Raw genomic sequence first — 19,648 nt, 5'->3', positions numbered from 1 at the left:
GAGCTTCTCCTGTAAGAATAAGAGCCTTCCACAACCAGGCAATTGGTAAAAGCCTGAATATGAGTGGCTGGGAAATTAGTAATGATTCTGTAGAGGCTGAAAGCCGAAAGAAGGAGGGCAAATTTCACATAGTTCCATTAACTTGTAAGGTTTATCTGGTATCAAGTACCGTAACACCCCGTCATTACCCAGCATACCCATGTCTGAAAACAACAAGAAACAACTGGAACAACAACTCTGGAACATAGCCAACACCCTGCGCGGCAAAATGGACGCCGATGAGTTCCGGGATTATATATTAGGCTTTATCTTCTACAAGTACCTGTCTGAGAAGATGGAGCTGTACGCGAACAAAATCCTGACGGAGGACGGCCTTACCTATCATGACATTGACGAGGCCACCGAGGAAGGGCAGGAGTACCTGGAGGCCATCAAGGAAGAGGCGGTACATAGCCTGGGCTACTTCCTGAAGCCCTCTGAGCTGTTCAGTGAGATGGCGAAGAAGGGCAACTCAGACAACAAAGAAGAAGGCACCAGCAACTTTATCCTGGACGAACTCACGCAGGTGCTCAAGCACATAGAGCAGAGCACCATGGGCACCGAGAGCGAGGATGACTTCAACAAGCTGTTCGAGGATTTGGACCTGACCTCTACTAAGCTGGGCCGTACCGAGGCGGCTAAGAATGACCTTATTGCCAAAGTGCTGGGCCACCTGGACAAAATTGACTTTAAGCTGCAAGACACCGAGGCCGATGTGCTGGGCGATGCCTATGAGTACCTGATTGGGCAGTTTGCGAGTGGGGCGGGCAAGAAGGCTGGGGAGTTCTATACGCCGCAGGAAGTGTCTAAGGTGCTGGCCAAGCTGGTGACCACGGGCAAAACCAAGCTGAAATCTGTGTATGACCCCACCTGCGGATCTGGCTCGCTGTTGCTGCGCGTGGCCAAAGAAGTGCAGGAGGTGTCTAAGTTCTTTGGGCAGGAGCTGAACCGCACCACCTACAACCTGGCCCGCATGAACATGATCCTGCATGACGTGCACTTCCAGAAGTTTGACATTAGGCAGGATGATACCCTGGAGCACCCGCAGCACCTGGGGCAGGAGTTTGAGGCCATTGTGGCCAACCCGCCGTTCTCGGCCAACTGGAGTGCCAACCCCTTGCACATGTCTGACGACCGCTTCAGCCAGTACGGCAAGCTGGCCCCGTCTTCCAAAGCAGATTTTGCCTTTGTGCAGCACATGGTGCACCACCTGGCAGAGAACGGAACCATGGCGGTGGTATTGCCGCACGGCGTGCTGTTCAGGGGCGGGGCCGAAGCGCACATACGCCAGTACCTTATTGAAGACCGCAACTACTTAGATGCGGTGATTGGCTTGCCGGCCAACATCTTCTATGGAACGTCTATTCCTACCTGTATTTTGGTGTTAAAGAAGTGCCGTGAGCAGGCCGACAATATTCTTTTCATTGATGCTAGCCAGCAGTATGAAAAGGTTAAAACGCAGAACTATTTGCGAAAGGATGATATTAACGATATTATTTCTACATACCGTGAGCGCATATCAAAAGACAAGTACAGCTACGTAGCTCCATTGAGTGAGGTTAAGGATAATGAATTTAACCTGAACATACCACGGTATGTAGAAACTTTTTCCGAGGAAGAAGCAATAGACTTGCTTGAAATAACTACCGCACTATCTGAATTAGAACAAGAGATGCATGAAGCAGACATAACTATTGCTCGTTATTGTGAAGAACTTGGTATAGCAAAGCCTTTTTGAGTATGGAAGCAGAAGCAATCATAACTTTAGTGAAGAATGTACCAGTCTTACGTTTTCAAGAATTTGAAGATTTTTGGATGGAGAAGAGGTTAAAAGAATTAACTAAACTTATCACGAAGGGTACTACTCCAAATTCTTTCTCAGATAAAGGGGCAGTATTCGTTAAAATAGAAGCATTAAATGGGAAAATTATTGAAAAGAATAAATGTCTTTTTGTAGATGAGTTGATTCATCAAAAGGAATTAAAAAGGTCTATTCTACAGGAAAATGACCTTTTATTTGCAATAGCGGGTGCAACAATTGGAAAAGTTGCTGTGGTTACAAACGACATATTGCCAGCTAATACAAATCAAGCCTTAGCTATAATTAGACTAGCTAACACTGACAACTTAGATTATCTTCTTCATTTACTTCAATCAAAGGTAATGAAGAGATATATATACATGAACATCAGTGTTGGAGCTCAACCAAATTTAAACTTAGAACAGATTGGCTCCTTTACCTTTCATTTACCTTCACTTGCAGAACAGCAAAAAATAGCTTCTTTCCTTACCGCAGTTGATGATAAGATTCAACATCTTTCTAAAAAGAAAGACTTATTAGAGATGTATAAAAGAGGAGCGATACAGCAAATATTCTCCCAGCAGATTCGGTTCAGAGATGAAAATGGGAATGCTTTTCCTGTGTGGGAGGAGAAGAAATTAGCTGAGGTTTGTGACACCGCAAAAAGTGGAGGAACTCCTGCATCTACCAAAAAGGAGTATTATGATGGTGATATTCCCTTTTTATCAATAAGTGATATGACTTCACAAGGGAAGTATTTAAAATATACTTCAAATCATATTTCAGAACTAGGATTGCGTAATTCCTCAGCATGGATTATACCTGTAGATACAATTATCTATTCTATGTATGCCTCCGTTGGATTTGTAGCAATAAACAAAATTCCAATAGCAACATCTCAAGCAGTTTTAAACCTGATAATAAATAAGAGAAACAATGTTGAGTTTATTTATTATTCATTGGTTAAACTACAAGAAAGTATAGCGAAATATATAACGACAGGTACTCAAAGTAACTTAAATGCACAAACAGTTAAGGCTTTTGAAATACAGGTGCCATGCCTTGAGGAGCAAAATAAAATAGCTAATTTTTTAATATCCATTGATAATAAAATAGATATTATAAAAAAACAATTGGAACAAGCCAAACTATTTAAGAAAGGCTTGTTGCAGCAGATGTTTGTTTAGATTAGGATTTTTAGGATTAAGGGATTAGAGGATTTTTTTAAAGTGAGAAATCTTTTCATCCTCTAATCTGCCTAATCCTAATCTTGACAGTTTTAGGATGAAGGGATTAGAGGATTATTTGCAAGTGAGGTATCCTTTCATCCTACCATCTGCCTAATCCTAATCTTGAGGGTTTTAGGATTAGGGGATGAAATGATTTTTTGCAAGGGGGAAATCCTTTCATCCTTTCATCTGCCTAATCCTAATCCTAATCTTGGCGGTTTTTAGGATGAAGGGATTATACATTGAAAGAAATCCTAAAATCCTTCCATCCGTCTAATCCTAATCCTAATCCTAATCAACATGGAACAAAAGGATCTGACACATAAGATAATAGGTTGCGCCATGAAAGTGCACAGCACGTTGGGGAATGGCTTCCAGGAGGTGATTTACCAGCGGGCCCTGGCCATTGAGCTGGAGAAGCAGGGGCTGGGATTTCAAAGGGAAATGGAAATGCCGATATTTTATGAGGGTATCCAGATAGGAACCAGGCGGGTAGACTTCTTTGTACAGGACGTCCTTCTGGTAGAGCTAAAAGCCGTGATAAAACTGGAAGACGTGCACCTGGCCCAAGCCATGAACTACTGCCAGGCCTACAAGTTACCCTTGGGCTTGTTAATCAACTTCGGGGCGAAGAGTCTGGAGTTTAAAAGGGTGTATAATTTGAATTATAAAAGTGTCTGAATTAGGATTAGGATTAAATTGTCGGGATTAGGATTAGGCGGATGGAAGGATTTAAGGATTTTCCTCAATGTATAATCCTTAAATCTTTTAATCCTATAAATCCTAATTCTGACAATTTCCATCCGCCTAATCATAATCCTGACAATTGATACTATGGGAACACAACCAGAGCAGGTACTGGAAGATAATTTGGTGAAGCAGTTGCAGGAATTGGGCTATGCCTTTGTAGCTATCAAAGACGAGGCCGCTTTACTGAAGAACCTGAAGAGCCAGCTAGAGAAGCACAACCAAGTCACCCTCACTGAGAAGGAGTTCGGGCGCGTGCTCAACCACCTGAACAAGGGCGTTGTCTTTGACCGGGCCAAAATCCTGCGAGACAAGATGCAGCTCACCAAAGACAACGGCGAGAGTATCTACCTGGAGTTCATTCAGCAGGAACACTGGTGCCAGAACCAGTTCCAGGTAACGCAGCAGGTAAGCATGGCAGGCGCGTATAAAAACCGCTATGATGTCACGCTGCTGGTGAACGGCCTGCCCCTGGTGCAGATAGAGCTCAAACGCCGGGGCCTGGAACTGAAGGAGGCGTTCAACCAGGTCAACCGCTACCAGCGGCACTCGTTCGGGTCCAGCCACGGCCTGTTCCAGTACGTGCAGCTGTTTGTCATCAGCAACGGGGTAAACACCAAGTACTACGCCAACAACAAGCACCAGACCTTTAAGCAGACCTTCTACTGGGCAGACAAAGAAAACAAGCTCATCACCCAGCTAGAGGCCTTCACCAAAGCCTTCCTGGAGCCTTGCCACCTGTCCAAGATGGTGACCAGGTACATTGTGCTCAATGAGACGCACAAGGTGCTCATGGTGCTACGGCCGTACCAGTACTACGCCACCGAGGCCATCATTGACCGCGTGAAGAACACGGACAAGAACGGCTACATCTGGCATACCACCGGCTCGGGCAAAACGCTTACCTCGTTCAAGGCCAGCCAGATACTCATGCAGCTGCCCAAGGTGCACAAGGTGGTGTTTGTGGTAGACCGCAAAGACCTGGATTTCCAGACCAGCAAGGAGTTCAACAGCTTCTCACAGGGCAGCGTAGACGGCACAGATGATACCAGGGCACTGGTGAACCAGCTTTCGGGTAACACCAAACTCATCGTCACCACCATCCAGAAGCTCAACACGGCCATCAGTAAACTGCGGTTTTTGCCTGAAATGGAAAAACTACAGCAAGAACGCATGGTCTTCATCTTTGACGAGTGCCACCGCAGCCAGTTTGGGGAGACCCACAACCGCATCAAGAAGTTCTTCCCCCAGGCCCAAATGTTCGGCTTTACCGGCACACCCATCTTTGCAGAGAACGCCGTCAAGAACGAGCTGGGCAAGCGCACTACCAAAGAACTCTTTGACGAGTGCCTGCACAAGTACCTCATCACCGATGCCATCAAGGACGAAAACGTGCTCAAGTTCTCTGTGGAGTACATTGGCCGCTACAAAGAGAAGGAAGGCAGCACTACCAACCTAGACATTGAGGTAGAGGACATAGACACCAAAGAACTGCTGGAGAGTGAGCAGCGCCTGCAGAAGATAGCCGATTATATTCTGGAGAACCACGCCCGTAAGACCCACAGCCGTAGCCTGACCGGTATGTTCTGCGTGAGCAGCGTAGACGTGCTCATCCGGTATTATGAGCTCTTCAAAAAACGCAAAGACGAAGGTACCCACAACCTCAAAATAGCCACCATCTTCAGCTTCACAGACAACGAGGAAGACAAAGGAGCCAACGGCATCTTGCCAGATTATGATGAGGATGGGCTATCTATGGCCGCTGACCCAGCCGCTACCTATACCACCCATAGCCACACCCGCGAGAAGCTGGACGCGTTCATCACAGATTATAATACCCTGTTCAACACCAAGTTCTCCACCAAAGACAGCCAGAGTTTCTACAACTACTACAATGACATCTCTAAGCGGGTAAAGAAGAAAGAGATAGACCTTCTGCTGGTGGTGAACATGTACCTGACTGGCTTTGACAGTCCGCCGCTCAACACGCTGTACGTAGATAAGAACCTGAAATACCACGGCCTCATCCAGGCCTACAGCCGCACCAACCGCCTGTATACCGAGCAGAAGAGCCACGGCAACATCATAGTCTTCCGGAACCTCAAGCAAGCCACTGATGATGCCATTGCACTGTTTTCTAATAAAGCACCCAATGAGAATGGTCCCATTTTGGAGTCTTATGAAGTCTATGTGGCCAAGTTCAACGAGGCCTGCCTGGACTTGCTGAAGATAGCGCCCACCGTCAAAAGCGTAGACTCCCTGCCCAGCGAGGAAGAGGAACTGGAATTCGTGAAAGCCTTTAGGGAGCTCATGCGCCTCAAGAACGTGCTCACCACCTTCTCAGACTTCAGCTTTGAAGACCTGTCCATGGCTGAACAGCGCTTTGAGGATTACAAGAGCAAATACCTGGACCTCTACGACAAAGTAAAGACCGGCCCCGCCAAAGAAAAGGAATCCATCCTGAACGACGTGGACTTTGAGCTAGAGCTGATTCACCGCGATGAGATTAACGTGGCTTACATCCTCAAGCTGCTGGCCAAACTGAACGGCGCCACGCCAGAAGACCAGCAGAAGCAGAAGAAAGCCATCCTGGACATGCTCACCGGCGAGGCCACGCTCCGCAGCAAACGCGAGCTCATCCAGCAATTCATAGAAGAAAACCTGCCCCACATAGAAGACGCAGATGACGTACCCGAAGCCTTTGAAACCTTCTGGGCCCAGGAACAGCAAAAAGCCTTAGCCGCCATCAGTCAGGATGAAAAGCTAGACCCTGTGAAACTGCAAGCTCTATTAGGCAATTACCTGTTCTCAGAGCGGAAGCCTCTCAGGGATGAGGTGATAGACATGGTGGAAGTAAAGCCCAAGATTCTGGAGAGGAAAGCCGTATATGAGCGGGTGGTAGACAAGGTGGTAGGCTTTGTGGATACGTTCATAAATGGCATGGGAGCGAGGGTGTGACGTTTCCGTTTTTAGCCTGTTTTCTGAGAATTAGGCTAAAAACGACAGGTTAGATAAGAGGATACTCACCTTTAGAAATCTACTCAACACCGCATAAATGAACCACTAGTAAAAGAAAATAGATTTTGGTTAGGCCTGCCGGATACCAAATTCTTAAGTTTTAACATAATTTTCTGTTACTACCTCTTACTTGTAAGATTTATCGGGTATCAAGTACTGTAGAATTCTTTATAACTATCAGCAATCTGTATGAAAGCAGTAAGAAACAACTAAAATAGTTGAAAGTCTTAGCTGCTATTATTCAAGATAAAAAGCTGAATCTTGAGAAATTTCGGGCTTTTCTAGATAATTGTCTGTTCAAGGAGACTAACCCGTTACTGGAGAGTGATAGACATGGTAGGGATAAAGTCTAAAATTCTGGAACGGAAAGTGGTTTGTGAACGAGTGGTAGATAAGTTAGTAGATTTTAGGGATACGTTCATTAATGGCATGGGTGCCAGAGTTTAGTTTTTAAAAAATACTGCCAATTAATATTTTTAATGCTTGTTACGAGGGTGCGAAGCCTGCTTGTAGTATTCAGGAAAAACACCAATTACTCAATACTTGTTATAGATTTAAAATATTATTATAGATATATTTAAAGAATTTAATATATGCATATGAAACTATCCAAAATTTGTATCCCTGTAATTTATAGCTTTCTTATAATAACAAGCTGTACTCCTTCAGACACATCAAATGAGCAATACTCAACAACGGTAGAGGAAACCACATCTCTACCAGAGGTTAAAGAAGAACCTGTATTAGAAAGTCCTTATAAGGGCAATAAATTGGAGAATGGAAAATCTCCACTTGATGCTTGTTTTGGCAAGGGTAAGTATGCCGGGAAAGCATGGATTGAATTCAAGAATGACTATGATACTGACGCAATAGTTTGCCTAGTAAGTTTGAATTCAGGCAAGGTAATTAGAAATGAATACATCCAGGCAGGAGCAAATTTTAAGATGTCCAAAATACCTGCTGGCACCTACTACCTCAAAACGTATCAAGGAAATGACTGGAATCCAAAGCGCACAAACATCTGTGGCACCAAAGGTGGTTTTGACAGCGATGCCGATTTTAGTACCTCTGATGACCCCGATGACCATATTGTAATATCTAATTCAAGAAGCGGCTATACAACTGGGTCTATTACACTTTATACAGTGAGTAACGGCAACATGGCAACGGCCGCTATTTCTGAAGAGGCATTTTTTAATAATTAGAAGTTTAAAAGATTAGAAAATGACCTCTGAGCAATTAGCACCTCTAAATAGATGGGTAAAAAAGAGGCTTAGTGTTGCTTTAAATGCTTGGCTCTATCTAAATAATTTTTGTAGGAGAGTAAAGTTAAAAGTATTTAAGGTCACTTTTAATGATGTTTTTGTGCTTAGGAAGAATACCATTGATATCTTTTGGAGCGTGAAGGGTTGTCATAAAATAGAAGTTGGCCATTTTGGAGCCATTTCAGGCAACGTAAAAGGTGTTACTATTCCATATGATAAAAGTTTCCCTTCTATTGAGCTTGTATTTTATGGGGTTAAAGCACGCATTAAAAGAAAAATAAATTTGCCAGAGAGCTACTTCTTTGAAAAAACTCGCACCTTCAAAACAACTATTGATCCTGCCTTTAAAAGAAGTCTTTGCCTAGACCAAAATCTTGTCTCATTAAAAATTTCAGACTTAATCACAATTCAAAAAACAGCATTTCAAAGAAGGGAGTTGACCAACCTACTGCCTCAGCCTATTCTAATGAAAGAAAGACTGCCGGTATTCCATAGACTACCCAATGTAAAAATTTCTCTCCCAGAATATAGACAAGAAGATTATTCTAGATTATAAAAACTATTATATGATAAAAGATTACTACCAAACACCAAAGTCTACCGCATTAATGAGGTTCTTCTGGCAAGCTGCCGGAGGAGATAGATACATTTTAGAAAAAGCCACCTATTCAGACCAGATAAAGTACATGTGCTTGGGTGGTATTGTGGTGGCAACAGGAGCATTAGCAGCCATTGCGGGTGGGTATGCATTTTACACCATATTTGAACCCAAAGGAAGTGCATTAGCCGCAATCCAAACTGTGTCTAGTATTGGGGGAGAATATCAAAAAGCCCACCTTCCTACTGTTTTCCTTTCCATTATATTTGGAGCCATTTGGGGGTTAATCATTTTTAACATAGATAGGTTTATTGTAACCAGTACTGGAAAGGGCGATGGAACAGAAGCTATTACTTTTCAAGAATTAAAAAGTGCTCTTCCCAGAATAATCATGGGAGCAATTATTGCGCTCACCATCTCCAAGCCAGTTGAGATCCGGATGTTTAAATCTGAGATTGATATAGCGTTACATAAGGAGCAGATTAGAGTGAAGACTGAATATCTCAATGAGATTGATAAAAATTTCACTCTAAAGGCCAAGGAAATTGATAACAAAATAGGGGAAACGAACCAAAGGATAGGTGACCTTCAGAGTCAATATAAGGTGCTACAGGGTGAATATGTGAAAGAGACAACTGGCATAAGAGCAGGAGTTGGGCCTATAGCTGAATCTATTGCATTGCAACAGAAATCCATTGAGAATGAATTGAATAGAATCATTGCCTCAGATGAATATAAAACTGCCAAAGCAGCAAAAGAGCAACTTCTAACAGAGAAGCAAAAAGCAATTAAGGAAGCTGACAAAGTAGCAGCTGGTCTAGATGGGTTATTGGAACGCATAAAGCTTTCTCACGAGATTGCAGGTTTTTGGATTTCCTTTTTCATTACTCTTTTGTTCATGGCAATAGAGTTGACCCCTATTTTCTTTAAGCTGATGCTTACCAAAACCCCTTATGATTACATTGAAGAAAACATAAAGGAGTTGATGAAAGCAGAGCAAGGAATCTATATTCAATACAATTACTTCCCTGATAAAAGCGGCCAAGAAAGAGATTTGGTTATTCACCTTAACAAGGAGAAGATAATAAATGAAAAGAAAAGCTTGCAGGAAGTGCAACAGAATCTGTCTCAATATGCTATCAAGAAATATGAGGAACAGATGATGAGAAAAATTGATGCTAATCCAGAAGAGTTTATTAAGTCAGAAGAACCTGTTGAAATATTATCAGAAGAACCAGCCGAATTTTTAAATGAAAACTAGAGAATACTTATGGCTCTTCTCTGGAGAGGATGTTAATATTTTGAAACAGTGTAGTACAAAGCGACAAACTATTTTTGCATCTGTAGGGGGACTAGTAGCATTTATATTTTGCGTATGCTTGTTTAGTTCATATTATTCCTTCACTAAACTGTTTAATACCTACTTCGTGGGTTTGTTCTTAGGGGTATTTATAGCTTGGGTATTTACCAATATGTATCTACTCGTTCTCTATACTTTAAACAAGAATGTGTTGCCTCACAAACCCTCAATAGGTACATCTATTTTTTCTTATACCTTAAGAGGAGGGTTTATTTGTATTATTGCCTTATTAATGTCCAAGCCAATAGAGTTGTTTATTTTCTCTTCAATGCTTGATGACGATATAAGTGTTTATAAAACAGGTTTATTAAAAGAGTACGAAGAACTGGTAGAACAAGAGTTTGCATTCGAGAAGAGTAAGCTAAAAAGGGAAATAGGCGAACAAGTTAGTTTATTTGGAAATAGTGAAAATAATACTTTAACAATTCTCCAAAGTAATTTATTAGACATCGAAACACAGGAGGATTTTAAAAAGAATAATTTACGGGAGAAAGTAGCAGTTTCTAATTACTTTGTTGAGCGAATTTCCATTTTACACAGTAAGTATCCAGCCACATGGCTAATTACCTGTTGTTTCATGTTAATCTTCCTTCTTCCAAGCGCCCTGAAAAATTTAATTCCTACTAATACCAGATTCTATTCTTTCAAAAGAAATATCGAGGTGGGGCTAGTCGAAGATGAGTATAAAAAGTTTAAGTCGCTATATAGTAGTATTATGAGATTTAAATTTGGAGAGAATTATACTTTTCAAGAAATATACCTTGATCCGCCATTCAACACTAAGAGGAAGAAAGATCTAAGGACTTTCAAGAAAGAGTCTGATTTAATCTCTGAGTTATATAATGCCTGAGTACATCACCATCCAAGAGAAGGTTGAACGGAAGACTTACCTAAAAGGTAAGTTCAGGGGAAAGTATGTAGGTATTCTTGATGAAAGGAAGTCTGATGGCATTCATGAGAATTTCTATGACCTTGAAGTTCTAGAGGGGCAAATTACCTGTGACAAGAAAGATATTAGGAAATGGCAGGAAGGAGATGAATTTCATGAATTTCGTGAGGTAGGAAAGTGCCTTACAAAACTCCCTCATGAGTTGCCGTGCAAAGTCATTGAAGAAGATGGCACAATAAGTCATTATAAACTTCATTTGCAAAGACCTAAGCTAATCAACTATGACCTTACTCTTCAGCAGTATGACCAAGAAAAGGTTTTTGGCGTTGTTGAAGGGGAAATCTCTGGATTTCTAATTCACTATGATATAAGGGACATCATTGTTGAAAAGAAAGATGAGAAGGTACCTAGCGCTGGTGCCCAAGAAAGGATTGAAGGAGGAGCAGTATTTGTCATCTCAGAGCGAGAAGAACGGCAGGGTGATTATATCAGAAAAGTCACTGACTTCTCAGATGGCACAACAAAGCGGGGAAACTGGGTTAAAATCAAAAGTGAACAAAGTGTAATCTCCTTGTGGGATATTATAGTCTACATACTGTTCTTTTTATTCATTCTTGCACCCTTCATATTACTCCTGGTAAACTTTTTCTGGCCTGTGCTCATTATCGCCGGCCTCATACTTCTAATAAATTTCCTGCAACCAATCATCTCCTTTGTGGGCAGGTGGTTAATAAGGCTATTATGTCTAGGCTTTGTATTTTCCTTTATTGCTGGTCTAATTAGTGTTTTCCAAGAAGCAAAGCTTCCTGATGTGCCACAGCCTGTTGAGGATACGGAGGAGGTTGTTGAGGTACAACCTGAACCAGTTGTAGGTGGGGATACACTTATTTCTCATTTTAGAAAGTGGCAAGACTATGACCAAAGAGAGTACAGTGGCTACTTTAAGATTAAGCTATCTGACTTTAGAAACGCTGCTAGGAATAGGCAAAACCTTCCTATTGGGATGTATTCATCTGGAGAATACAATAAAATTGTGGCCAGTGTAAGTGAATTTGAGAATCAAAACCTAAACCTACTCTATTCATTTTTTGATTCATTAAAAACCTCTCACAAGCTCGGCGATAAAAGGTTTGCTGAAGTTATAACCTCTAGTATTCAAGATATTCCTTATGCCTTGGTATTGGACCAAGACTGCAATTCAAGAATCTACGATGATGCTTTTATAACACAGTATTTAAGTAGTGGCAAAGAATGCGTGGGCAACATCAAGTACGGCTTGTTTTCTCCTTCAGAATTTATTGGAAGTTTAAAAGGGGACTGTGACACCCGTACATTGCTCTTGTATACAATTCTTGACCATTATGGATATGATGTGGCCATGTTAAGCAGTGATGTTTACAGGCATTCTATCATTGGCATCAACCTCCCTTATGATGGGGTAGCCAAATTAATCAATGGAAAACGCTTTGTTGTCTGGGAGACCACAGCTGTGGGACTAAGGCCAGGCGTGATTTCCCCAGAACAATCTGAAATGCACTTTTGGAGCGCGAGTCTACTTTCTAAACCATAAACCTAATGAAAACTGCCTTAGTTACGTCCCTTGCCTTGTTAATTGCAGGGGTATTGACCATCTATATCATTAATGTCTTCTTTAATAAAAAGCTATCTGGTCTCATCAAAGACAAGGAATATGTCAATACTTCTGTTAGTGTGACGAAAGGGGTTTTATTTTTGTCATCAGCATTGATTTTAATGGAAGTGAACTCCTCTTTTCAATTGTTGATTAAAATATGGGGCACATACTTTGTGGATAGTGAACTCTTTATGAAAGAGGTATTATATTTTTCCGTTTTCTTAGGGATCGCCCTCCTCTATCTTTATGTAGCCTTTATTTTTACTACTCTAATGTTTGGTGTTATCACCAATAAGCAAAAAGCTTTTGTCGAAATTGCTAATGACAACATTTACTCAGCAGTCCTTTTTAGCTTGCTATTTTTGAGTTTCGTTTTGCTTGCTAAGTCAGGTATCAATCCACTGTTAGATAAATTGATACCATTTCCAGCTACCCCTATTTATAGATAAAATATTTACATTCATTCTCCTCAGTAAATTAGTCGAGATTCTAAACAAAAAAATAGTGTGAAATTTATTAAACAGGTCAGTTTATTTTCAATACCTATTATAACGCTTATTTTATCAATTCCCTTATTTGTCAATTATTCTGTTCGTAATAAAATCTTTACCGAAATTATTAAGGTTGAAAATAAAGAGTTTGCGATTGTTCTAGGGGCAGGCATCCAATCAAATAACCGCCCAGGGGTTTATCTTAGACATAGATTAGATGACATTGTTGCACTATACAAGGCCAAGAAAATAAAAAAGATACTTCTATCTGGGGATAATAGTAGGAAGCAGTACGATGAACTCTCTGTAATGAATAATTATCTTATTGGAAAAGGTGTGCCACAGGCTGTGATTTTTGGAGATTATGCTGGTTTTGACACCTATTCTTCGATGGATAGAGCAGCTAAGATATTCAGTATTAAGAACGCAGTCATTGTATCGCAAGGATTCCATTTACCTAGGTCAGTATACATTGCTCAATTCAAAGGAATTGATGCGATAGGATTTGCAACAAAGGAAAGCCTAGGTAGAAGAAAGTATCTTTTGAGGGAATGGACAGCTACGATTAAATCTTTTTTTGATTGTATAGGCAGACGGAGGGCAAAATTCTATGGGAGCAAGGTTAATACAGATGAAGTCTCAAATATAGTTTTGGAGCAGCTATAGCTTTATTTAGTTCTGGACTTTAAAAAAAACTAAAACTAACATTTTCAGAATTCTAGCCATTGCCATCGTTTTTCATAACCACTGACAAGTCCAGTAGTTTAGTTGCACTACTGTTGACTAGGCTTAAGTCTTTAAATGAAAATTGTTAGAACCTAGAACACAAGTGCTATCTATGCCTGTTTCACGAAATTGAATTCTTAAATTATAGATTTAGAGAGCCTTATTATAGATTAACTATAATAAGGCTCTTACAGAGGGTATATCTTGTGATGCCGCTTAACTTATACCTACCCTCTAAAACGGTGAATGAAGAAGTAAGGTAGAATCTTATCTTTAAGATGAGGCCTTCAACTAAGTCACATTAGTTGCTTGAGTCTCAAATAATCAATTGAATAATTCTATAAGGGTACCTTCAAATAAACCAGACTATTTGTAAGTTTAGAGGACTAAATCCTTCCCTCTAAACCTACATGAAGCCTCCCGTCGCCACCTCGTTCATCCGTGCTTTGCAGGGATTGAGCCTATTGATCCTTTTGTGTACGTTTAGTTGCCGCGGCAAAAGTGATGAGCTACGGCTGGACCGCCAAAACTTTGAGCAGGAGATTGCCCAAGAGCAGAACCTGGTGTTCACCTTTGACAAGAAGCTGGTGGCAGATTCCCTGCTGAACCAATGGGACACGGTGCCTTACATCAAATTCACGCCGGCGGTAGAAGGCAAGTTTAAATGGGCCAGCCCTGATGAATTGGTGTTTTCACCCACCAAACCGTTTGCCCCCTCTACCAATTATCGGGCAGAACTAACGCCAAATCTGCTTAAGCACGCAGAAACCAAGTTTAAGATTCCGGCAGGGCAGGAGCTTACCTTTCATACGCCGTATCTGGCGCTAGAGAAGACCAGAACGTTCTGGGTGCAAAACCAAAACAACCCCAATGAACTAGAGGCCAGCATCCAACTGGACTTCAACTATCCGGTGGCTTATGCTAAACTAAGAGATTTACTGAAGGTGTACCAAGAACAGACTGCCTTGCCAGTAGAATTGGTGAGTAGCAACCGGGACCAGGTTACCCTCAAGGTAAAGCAAGTCAACCAAAATGGCAACGGACCTATTCCATTACGCCTCATCATTGCCAAAGGCCTCTCTACGGCTGGCAGTTCTTATACCACCCCTCAGTCTATAGACAAGGAAATTTCTATGCCTACCAGAGCGCAGATGCAGGTGCAAGAGGTGTATGGAACGCAAGAAGAAGGGCAGGAGAGCATTTACGTGTATACCTCGCAGCCCATCACTAATCCAGATGTGCAGAGCCTGGTCACGGTAAGTCCATACAGGACCTTCACCGTGGAACGCTTGGATAATGGTTTGGTGCTGAGAGGCAGTTTTACGGGTAGTTCTGACTACACGGTTTATGTGGCAGGAGAAACAAGCGGCATTGTTGGTCAGTCTTTGGGGCAGACCTCCCAGCACAAAGTTGATTTTGGGAACACCACGCCCACACTTTCTTTTGTAGACCAGAAGGCCGTATACCTCAGCAGTCAGGGCTCCCGAAACCTGGCCTTGAACCTGGCGCAGGTGCCCCGCATTAAAGTGACGATCAGCAAGGTGTATGAAAACAACATCCTGCGGTTCCTGCAAGAGGGCAAGTCATATGACGGCTTCTATAATGAAGACACAGAGGAGTATCATGATTATGAAACTTATCAGGTAAGCGAGCAGAATGGGAAGGTCATTTATGAGCGGGAGTATGAAGCGGGGAGCCTGCCCAAGTACGGCAATCAATCCCTGTTGAACCTAAACCTGGCCGACCTGGACTTTGACAGCCAGTTCAAAGGGCTGTATGTCTTGACCGTGGCCAGTGCAGATAAAATCTGGATGCAGGATTCTAAAATCATATCTGTCTCAGACATAGGGTTGATTGCCAAGCAAGGGCAGAATGAGGTGATGGTATTTGCCAATTCCATCCATACCGCCGAGGCGCTGTCTGGAGTAGAGGTGCGTTTCATCAGTACCAACAACCAGGTGGTCTACAAAGCCACCACAGATGATGAAGGCGTTGCCCGATTACCCGACATGGCCAAGAATGCGCCTGACTTCAAAATCAGCCTCATTACGGCACGTCAAGGACAGGACTTTAACTACCTGCCCTACAGCCAGACCACCGTCAACACCTCGCGCTTTGACGTGGGCGGCAAGCGCTTGGAAGGCGTAACCTATGATGCCTTCATCTACGGGGACCGCGATTTGTACCGGCCCGGCGATACCGTGCACGTGAATACGTTGGTACGTACCCCAGATTGGAAAACTGTGGCCGGCTTGCCCATTAAAATCAAGCTTTTGTTGCCTAACGGAAAGGAATACCGTAGCCAAAAGGGCACTTTGAACCAAGAGGGAGCCCGCACTACAGATTTCTATCTGCCAGCCTCGGCGGTAACCGGTACCTATACGCTGGAGGTATATTCAGGGAATGACGTACTCTTGAACTCCCAGAAGATTGGCGTAGAGGAGTTCATGCCAGACCGCCTCAAAGTCACCACCAAACTCAATAAAACAGATTTCAAAACTGGGGAGCAGGTACAGGTGAACCTAAACGCCTTGAACCTCTTCGGGCCACCTGCTGCCGGCCGTGATTATGAAGTGCAGCTGAGTTTAAAGAAAAAAGCCTTTGAACCCAAGAATTACCCTGACTACAACTTTGAGATTAATACATCCAATGAGGTAGAGATTCAGACCAGCGTGCGGCAGGGCCAAACAGACGCGCAGGGGAACGGCCAAGAACAGTTTGAGTTGATGAGCCACAAGGACGTTGGTATGCTAGAGGGCACTGTGTTTACCACCGTGTTTGATGAAACCGGCCGGCCCGTAAACCGCCTCAACCGCTTTACCGTGAGCACCCAGGAAAGTTTTTTCGGGATAAAGCAGTTTGACACCTATGTGAATACCCAAACGGCTATGCAGGTGCCGCTTATAGCCTTGAACAGCGCTGGCAGGCCTACGTTTGCCCGGGCACGCGTGCAGGTGGTGCGGTATATTTACGAATCTGTGATTGAGCGGATGGACCAGAGCTACGGCTACAATTCGCAGCGCAAAGAGATTGTGTTGGTAGATGAAGCCATGGACATTCCGGCCGCTGGAAAGGTGTTCTCATTTACGCCTTCCGCCTCAGGTGAGTATGAGTTGCGCATCATGCGGCCCAATGCTTACAATTACGTGGTGCAGCGGTTCTACGCATACGGGTATGGCAACACTCAGAACACCTCCTTTGAAGTAAGCAAAGAAGGCGAGGTAGGTATTTCTTTGGATAAGGAAACCTATGAAGTTGGAGAAAAAGCCAAGGTCCTGTTCAAGTCTCCGTTTGCAGGCAAGATTCTGGTGACTGTAGAGCAGAACAAGGTCCTGAGCTACCATTACCTAGACACCGATAAAAAAGCGGCTTCGTTCACCCTGCCCATTCAAGACGAATTCCTGCCCACGGTCTACATCTCGGCCATAGCGCTCCGCGAAATCAAAGACAACAGCCTGCCCATGACCATTGCCCGCGGGTTCAAGGCCGTGGCCGTCACTAAGAAAGCGACCAAGCTTGATGTAGCCGTAATTGCGCCAGAACTCACCCGCTCCAAGAGGACGCAGTTGGTGAAAGTGAAAACCGTTCCCAACGCTCAGGTGACGCTAGCGGTGGTAGACGAAGGCATTCTGCAACTCAAAGACTTCAAGACACCAGACCCGCACGGGTTCTTCTACCAGAAACGCGCCCTGGAAGTAAGTGCATTTGACTTGTACCCGTACCTGTTCCCTGAGATTGGCAACCGCCGTTCCAGCGTAGGCGGAGACGGCTATGACCTGGAGAAACGCGTGAACCCCTTGACGTCTAAGCGCGTGAAGCTGGTCTCTATCTGGAGCGGGCACCTTAAAACCAACAGCAACGGCGAAGCGGCCGTCAACGTGAAAGTGCCGGAATTCTCAGGTACCTTGCGGGTGATGGCAGTGGCCTACAAAGGCAACGCCTTCGGTTCTGCTGAGAAGATGATGCGCGTAGCGGACCCAATCGTGCTAAGCGCTGCCTTACCGAGGTTTGCCAGTCCCAAAGATACCTTGCAGGTGCCCGTCATGGTAAGCAATACCACTGCTAAGGCCGCAGATCTTAAGAGTAGTATTACCGTGACGGGGCCGTTGCGCGTAGTAGGTTCATCTACCAAAACAGCCAGAGTTAATGCCAACACCGAGACTCAGGTGGTCTACCAAGTGGTGGCGGCTTCGGCCACGGGGCAGGCCACGGTGGTGGTCAACGTCAATGCACTGGGCGAGCAGTTCAGTAGCAGTACAGATCTAACGGTGCGGCCAGTAGCGCCTTTAACCAAGATTACCGGAGCCGGTTCCTTGAAGGATGCCGCTACCGCAGCTATCTCGCCGGCGCATGACTTTATTCCAAGTTCGGTGGCTTCTAAGGTGGTGGTGAGCAATTCACTGCTGGTGCAGTTCACAGATGACATCACGTACTTGTTGCAGTATCCGCATGGGTGTCTGGAGCAGATCACCTCTACCGCGTTCCCACTGTTGTACTACGCTGATTTGGCAAGAGCCCTCAACCAAGGCCAAAAAGGAAAAGCCTTCAACCCTAACCACATGGTGCAGGAGGGCATCACCAAGGTAGAGCTCATGCAACAGTATGACGGGGGCTTTACCTATTGGCCGGGCGGCACCCAAACTGATTGGTGGAGCAGCGCCTACGCCACGCATTTCTTGCTAGAGGCCAAGAAAGCAGGCTACCCGGTAAGTCAGGAAGTGTTGAACAAAGCGGTAGGCTATCTGCAGAACAAGGTCAAAACCAAGGCCACCGAAGTGTACAAGTTCTACAACGCCCAACGCAAAGTAGAAAGCAAATTGATTGCGTCACATGAGGCGGCTTATTCCCTCTATGTACTCAGCTTGGCGGGCAAGCCCGACTGGCCAACCATGAACTACTACAAGTCCAAGCCTGACCTGCTATCATTGGATTCCCGGTACCTATTGGCCAGCACGTATGCCCTCAATGGCAGCTTCCAGAGCTTTAGCCAGATTCTGCCAAAATCGTTTGCCGGGGAGACCTCGGTGCGGGCTTTGGATGGAAGCTTCTATTCGCCGGTGCGGGACATGGCCATCTCTCTGAACAGTTTGGTAGAGGCAAACCCAGAGCATCCGCAGGTGGGTACCTTGTCTCGGCATTTATCCCAAGAACTCAAGTCCAAGCGCTGGTACAATACCCAGGAACGGGCCTTCGCGCTATTGGCACTAGGTAAACTGGCTAGCCGGAGCAAAGGAGACCAGACGGCGCAGTTGCTACAGAATGGGAAAGCGCTGGGTACTTACATGGGCAAAGACCTGACCCTGGTCAATAAACTGAACACCGTGCCGGTAAGCCTTCAGAGCAAAGGAAAAGGCATCTTGTACTACTATTGGGAACTGGAGGGCATTAGCCAGAGCGGAGCCTTTAAGCAGGAGGACAGCTACCTGAAAGTGCGCAAAACCTTCTTTGACCGTAACGGGAAAGCCATCACCAGCAACACCTTTAAGCAGAATGACTTGGTGATTGTACGGGTGGAGTTACAATCTTTGGATACCCGCTCTATTCCTAATGTAGCCATCACCGACATGCTACCGGCGGGATTTGAGATTGAGAACCCGCGCTTGATGACTGCCCGTGAGTTCCAGTGGCTGCAAAAGATGAACCCAGCCACGCCAGACTATATGGACATTCGGGATGACCGGATCAACCTGTACGCCACCGCCAGGCCTAAGCCCCAGTACTTCTTCTACCAGGTGCGCGCGGTGAGCAAAGGTACCTTCCAGATGGGGCCTATTGGCGCAGACGCCATGTACAACGCCGAGTACCATTCTTATCACGGAGCCGGCGTGGTGCGGGTAAGGTAAGGACCTCAC

Annotated in this window: 12 protein-coding genes; all 12 read left to right on the top strand. The window is 44.2% G+C overall.

Annotated features, from left to right (window positions below):
- Window positions 1-199: 199 nt before the first annotated feature.
- The 12 genes from ABD880_RS05875 to ABD880_RS05820 all read left to right on the top strand — a co-directional run bounded on the left by ABD880_RS05875 (window position 200) and on the right by ABD880_RS05820 (window position 19,639).
- A complete protein-coding gene (locus ABD880_RS05875; protein ID WP_345163489.1) occupies window positions 200-1,777 on the top strand; it encodes a type I restriction-modification system subunit M in 1,578 nt (525 codons plus the stop codon).
- 2 nt (window positions 1,778-1,779) lie between these two features.
- Entirely contained in the window at window positions 1,780-3,027 is a 1,248-nt protein-coding gene (locus tag ABD880_RS05870; RefSeq protein WP_345163486.1) for a restriction endonuclease subunit S, read from the top strand.
- A gap of 342 nt (window positions 3,028-3,369) precedes the next feature.
- Window positions 3,370-3,750, top strand: a complete 381-nt coding sequence (locus tag ABD880_RS05865) for a GxxExxY protein (RefSeq protein ID WP_345163484.1) — start codon at window positions 3,370-3,372, stop codon at window positions 3,748-3,750.
- A gap of 153 nt (window positions 3,751-3,903) precedes the next feature.
- Window positions 3,904-6,774 carry a type I restriction endonuclease subunit R gene (locus ABD880_RS05860; protein ID WP_345163481.1) on the top strand — a complete coding sequence of 957 codons (2,871 nt, stop codon included), beginning with the start codon at window positions 3,904-3,906 and terminating at the stop codon, window positions 6,772-6,774.
- 659 nt (window positions 6,775-7,433) lie between these two features.
- On the top strand, window positions 7,434-8,039 hold the full coding sequence (locus ABD880_RS05855; RefSeq protein ID WP_345163478.1) for a hypothetical protein: 606 nt from the start codon (window positions 7,434-7,436) through the stop codon (window positions 8,037-8,039).
- Between the two features lie 19 nt (window positions 8,040-8,058).
- A complete protein-coding gene (locus tag ABD880_RS05850) occupies window positions 8,059-8,655 on the top strand; it encodes a hypothetical protein (RefSeq protein WP_345163475.1) in 597 nt (198 codons plus the stop codon).
- A gap of 10 nt (window positions 8,656-8,665) precedes the next feature.
- The gene (locus tag ABD880_RS05845) at window positions 8,666-9,958 is read left to right on the top strand and encodes a DUF4407 domain-containing protein (RefSeq protein WP_345163472.1); all 1,293 of its coding nucleotides are present in this window, start codon (window positions 8,666-8,668) and stop codon (window positions 9,956-9,958) included.
- A complete protein-coding gene (locus ABD880_RS05840) occupies window positions 9,948-10,907 on the top strand; it encodes a DUF4407 domain-containing protein (RefSeq protein ID WP_345163470.1) in 960 nt (319 codons plus the stop codon). Before ABD880_RS05845 ends, ABD880_RS05840 begins: the two co-directional genes overlap by 11 nt.
- The gene (locus ABD880_RS05835) at window positions 10,900-12,516 is read left to right on the top strand and encodes a hypothetical protein (RefSeq protein ID WP_345163467.1); all 1,617 of its coding nucleotides are present in this window, start codon (window positions 10,900-10,902) and stop codon (window positions 12,514-12,516) included. Before ABD880_RS05840 ends, ABD880_RS05835 begins: the two co-directional genes overlap by 8 nt.
- Window positions 12,517-12,521: 5 nt before the next feature.
- Window positions 12,522-13,028: a hypothetical protein gene (locus ABD880_RS05830; RefSeq protein ID WP_345163464.1), complete on the top strand. Its 507-nt coding sequence runs from the start codon at window positions 12,522-12,524 to the stop codon at window positions 13,026-13,028.
- A gap of 57 nt (window positions 13,029-13,085) precedes the next feature.
- Window positions 13,086-13,736 carry a SanA/YdcF family protein gene (locus tag ABD880_RS05825; RefSeq protein WP_345163463.1) on the top strand — a complete coding sequence of 217 codons (651 nt, stop codon included), beginning with the start codon at window positions 13,086-13,088 and terminating at the stop codon, window positions 13,734-13,736.
- Window positions 13,737-14,206: 470 nt separating this feature from the next.
- Window positions 14,207-19,639, top strand: a complete 5,433-nt coding sequence (locus ABD880_RS05820; protein WP_345163459.1) for an alpha-2-macroglobulin family protein — start codon at window positions 14,207-14,209, stop codon at window positions 19,637-19,639.
- Window positions 19,640-19,648 lie beyond the last annotated feature (9 nt).

It is taken from the genome of Nibribacter koreensis (assembly GCF_039541795.1).
GTDB lineage: Bacteria > Bacteroidota > Bacteroidia > Cytophagales > Hymenobacteraceae > Nibribacter > Nibribacter koreensis.
The sequence above is the reverse complement of the archived record's forward strand: the minus strand, read 5'-3'. Positions and strand labels throughout refer to the sequence as shown.

Bases quoted from the DNA above. Each gene is read 5' to 3' on its own strand.
- ABD880_RS05835 (WP_345163467.1), top strand. From the start codon at position 10,900: ATGCCTGAGTACATCACCATCCAAGAGAAGGTTGAACGGAAGACTTAC.
- ABD880_RS05850 (WP_345163475.1), top strand. From the start codon at position 8,059: ATGACCTCTGAGCAATTAGCACCTCTAAATAGATGGGTAAAAAAGAGG.
- ABD880_RS05855 (WP_345163478.1), top strand. From the start codon at position 7,434: ATGAAACTATCCAAAATTTGTATCCCTGTAATTTATAGCTTTCTTATA.
- ABD880_RS05870 (WP_345163486.1), top strand. From the start codon at position 1,780: ATGGAAGCAGAAGCAATCATAACTTTAGTGAAGAATGTACCAGTCTTA.
- ABD880_RS05875 (WP_345163489.1), top strand. From the start codon at position 200: ATGTCTGAAAACAACAAGAAACAACTGGAACAACAACTCTGGAACATA.
- ABD880_RS05865 (WP_345163484.1), top strand. From the start codon at position 3,370: ATGGAACAAAAGGATCTGACACATAAGATAATAGGTTGCGCCATGAAA.
- ABD880_RS05860 (WP_345163481.1), top strand. From the start codon at position 3,904: ATGGGAACACAACCAGAGCAGGTACTGGAAGATAATTTGGTGAAGCAG.
- ABD880_RS05830 (WP_345163464.1), top strand. From the start codon at position 12,522: ATGAAAACTGCCTTAGTTACGTCCCTTGCCTTGTTAATTGCAGGGGTA.
- ABD880_RS05845 (WP_345163472.1), top strand. From the start codon at position 8,666: ATGATAAAAGATTACTACCAAACACCAAAGTCTACCGCATTAATGAGG.
- ABD880_RS05840 (WP_345163470.1), top strand. From the start codon at position 9,948: ATGAAAACTAGAGAATACTTATGGCTCTTCTCTGGAGAGGATGTTAAT.
- ABD880_RS05820 (WP_345163459.1), top strand. From the start codon at position 14,207: ATGAAGCCTCCCGTCGCCACCTCGTTCATCCGTGCTTTGCAGGGATTG.